This is a genomic window from Corallococcus exercitus, assembly GCF_003611585.1.
In the GTDB taxonomy this organism is placed as follows: Bacteria; Myxococcota; Myxococcia; order Myxococcales; family Myxococcaceae; genus Corallococcus; species Corallococcus exercitus.
Window position 1 is genome coordinate 1 of sequence record NZ_RAVW01000651.1, and the last position, 3,446, is coordinate 3,446.

Genomic DNA, 3,446 nt, shown 5'->3' on the forward strand with positions numbered 1-3,446 from the left:
GGACGGGGCCGTCTACGGGCGGGGCCGCACGTTCGCCCAGGATCTGGCGCCGCTGACGCAGGTGCCCGACAACGTGCTGGTCCCCGCGGTCGGGGGCATGCTGTTCCTGGGGCTTCCCACCAGTCCCACCGCGTCAGCCGCGAAGGTGAGGCCGGCGCTGTATGTGGCGGGGAAGGAGGTGCCGCTGGCGGCCCGGCTCCCCATCGACTTCGAGTGGAACCAGTCGTCGGATGGCGTGAGGACCCGGCTCACCTATGACCGCCGGCTGATGCTGCTGCCCGCGGTGGGCGCGGTGGTGGTCGTGACGCCGGATCAAAAGCAGGTGCGCATCTTCGACTTCCCCGCGCTCCTGCGCTCGGCGGCTCCAGAGTATCTCTACGTGCGCTCCGTGCCCCCGCTGGAGGTCGCGGTGGGGACCCGTTACACGTATCAGCTGGAGGTCCGCTCCACGGCGGGGGGCGTGAAGCTGGCGCTGGAGGCGGGGCCCGAGGGCATGTCCGTGTCCCCCGACGGCATCGTCGGCTGGAGCGTCCCGCGAAACGCCCGGTCCTCCGAGCGGGTGGTGATCCGCGCCACCGACCGGCTGGGGAGCTCCGTGCTGCATTCCTTCACGCTCGCGATGCGCGGGGGCATGCCGTAGCAGGCCCGCGCTCAACGCCCCAGCGGGTGGAGAAGCCGCGCAGCCCCTTGGGGTACACCCGGCCCTGGCCGCGCTCCCTTCAGGTGCGCGGCAGGCCCTGGCTCTCTTGGCTGGGGCGGCTTGAGCCTCAACACCCTGCGGCTTGCGGGGGCCCACGCGCCGGGGCCTGCCTCGCACCTGCCGTGGGCACTCACCGCGTGGACGAGGCGCTGGCGGAGCTTGATCGTCCGGCCGCGCAGGACGTCCGCGGACAGCCTCCGGCGGACTGGCCGGCGCCGTAGCGCACGAGCCCTCAGCGCCAGGTGGAGTCCAGCCTCGCCGGCGAACTGAGAAGGTCCAGAGCCCGAAGCCCCAGGGCCTACCGCCGCCACTCCGCGGGAACGTTCTTCTCCGCGGCGTAGCGCTCCAGTTCGGCGAGCTGCTGGCTCGCCAGCTTCAGCTCCTCCTCCACCTCTTGCTGGCGCTTCGCCACCGGCTTGCCGGAGGACTCGTCCTTGCGCAGACGCGCGCGCTCCTCCTCGAAGCGGGTGACACGCGCCCGGGCCTTGCCGAAGGACGAGCGCCACCGCTCCTCCTCCTCTCGAGAGCGAGTCCCCGCCAGCCGCTGCTTGAAGCGCTCCCGCTCCCAGCGCTGGATGCCCGTGGGGTTCCGGCTCCACGTCTCACGGGCCTCCCGCACGTCCTTGAGCGACACCTCGATGCGCTCCTGGTTCTCACCACTCCCCTGCCCTGACTTCAGCCAGGCGGTGCCGACTTCCGGCAACGAGCAGGTCTCGACGGGCAGCCGCGCCCCGCCAATGTGGATGCCTCGGGTGAGGCCTCGCGAGAGGAACCAGCGCAGCCTCCGCGAGTCCTCCTGCTCCGCCAGGGACTGGCTCAGGGGCCGCCAGTCCTCGAACTCCAGGTCCAGCGTGCACGTCTTGCCCTCCGTCTCCAGTTCCATGCGGCGCTTCACGGCCGTGGGTGGCGAGTCGAACCGCTCGGCCACCAGCACGACGAGCCCCAGCCCGTCGACCCGCTGCACCGAGAGGACCACCTGCTGCTCGGTGTCCACCTGGAAGCGCTTCACCTCGCGTTCCTCGTCACGCGCCACGCGCTCGAGCAACTGATTCCAGCGCGCCGTGGACTCGGGCGTGGTGGGCACGGAGACGAGCTTGCTCGCGTAGGCGATGGGCAGCGCCAGCCCCAGCCCATCCGCGTTCTCGATTTTCATCGAGACGACGCCCACCACCTCGCCGCGTCCGTTCAACAGCGGTCCGCCACTGTTGCCTGGATTCACCGAGGCATTGAATTGCACATAGCCAGTGCCCAGATACTGCCGGCCCACGAAGCCCACCTTCCCCTCGTGCACGGTGAAGTCCAGGCCCTTGGGACTGCCAATGAAGACCAGCGGGTCTCCGGGCTCCAGGCGCGTGACGTCACCCAGTGGCAGTGGCGCCACCTTCGCTCCCACGACACGGACGGTGGCGAGGTCCAAATCCACGTCACTGGCGACCGTCTCGCCGAGCAGCTCCCGCCCGTCCGCGAGCACCGCCGTCATGAGCTTGCCCGGCGGACACACCACGTGCTCGTTGGTCAGCACCAGCTCCGAGTCCACGAAGAAGCCGGAGCCCACCTTGCTCCCACATCGCAGGGTCAACGTGCTCGGGCCGGCGCGGCGTGAAATCTCCGCGGTGGAGAGAGCCGACGGCACGGGAGCAGCCTCGCCCGGCAGGTCTTCACCCGCCGCGAGGGCCATGACATTCGAGCGGGTGCGAGCGAAGCGCGGAGAACGGGCCACCCAGATGCCGCCCAGCAATCCGAACAGGATGCAGAGGCCCACGAGCCCCCTCAAGCTTCGACGAGAGGGCTCCTGGACGGGCACCACCGCCTCCACGAAGGGCCGCAAGTCCGCGCGGGCGCCCTGGGCGCGCAGCACCTCCAGGAGTTTCTCCGCGAAGGCGCGAAAGACGCCACGGGCCAGGGGGGCCCCTGATGTCGCGAGCAGGCTTCGCGCCTCGGAGAACGAGGGCGCGGGTGGGCCCAGCAGCGAGATGGCCCGCGCCAGCGCGAAGCGCGTCCGCTCGTCAGCCACCGCATCCCGCAACACCACATCGACCCGGAGGCTGGCGCCGCACACACAGCGCGCCACGTTCCCCGCATCCGGCGCACCACACCGGAGGCACCTCAGCTCGACCGACTCCGACATTCCCGCGCTCCCCCTGCGACGACCCGGGTTCCTGGTGCTCGTGCGTCACCCGCGAGGACCCGGGCACCCCTCGACAGCTCCCACCATCATGCCTCCGAACGCTCGTGGAGTCCCAGCCTCCCCCATCGGCACTCCGCGTGACTCCGGGTCGACCTCGGAGCGCTCCTCGAAGCAGCAGGCCGCCAACATGTGCGCCGTGCATGACGTCGAGCTCAATCCTGGTCGACCACGAACGCCTTCAGCTCGGCCATCAGGCCATCCTCGGGTACTCGTCCGCCAGCCCCGTCGCGCTGCACAGCGGGCCCAGCCCGTCGAACCCCGCGTCCAGGACGGCGTTCACGACTTCCAGCGGCTTCGACATGCGTCCCACCTTCCGCCTTGAGCCTGGAGCGAGCCTCGACCTCGGGAAAGGCGACGGAGGAAGCTTCTCGGTCGCTCGGTCCATCCCCGGCGAAGAGGGAGGGGATGAGGCCCCTCCCTCTCGCCACCCACTCAGAGCTCGTTGAAGATGAGCAGCCCGCGTGAGGTGTCCACCGCGTAGACATACCCGTCACCCGGGACGCGCATCCCCATGACGCCCTCGTAGACGAAGCCCAGCCGCTTCGGGTCGGTCTCACG

At 70.3% G+C, this 3,446-nt stretch carries 2 protein-coding genes and 1 pseudogene; 1 reads left to right on the top strand and 2 read right to left on the bottom strand.

Features of this window, described 5'->3' with window-relative positions; all coding sequences use genetic code 11:
* On the top strand, nucleotides 1-640 hold a 640-nt coding region (locus D7W79_RS44100; RefSeq protein ID WP_158617171.1), incomplete at its 5' end, for a hypothetical protein.
* Nucleotides 641-998: 358 nt separating this feature from the next.
* Here the strand turns inward: D7W79_RS44100 and D7W79_RS40290 are convergent.
* Both D7W79_RS40290 and D7W79_RS46370 read right to left on the bottom strand, forming a co-directional pair.
* The gene (locus D7W79_RS40290) at nucleotides 999-2,714 is read right to left on the bottom strand and encodes a S1C family serine protease (RefSeq protein WP_158617172.1); all 1,716 of its coding nucleotides are present in this window, start codon (nucleotides 2,712-2,714) and stop codon (nucleotides 999-1,001) included.
* Nucleotides 2,715-3,320: 606 nt separating this feature from the next.
* Nucleotides 3,321-3,446 (bottom strand): annotated as a pseudogene (locus D7W79_RS46370) (LVIVD repeat-containing protein); the annotation flags it as partial.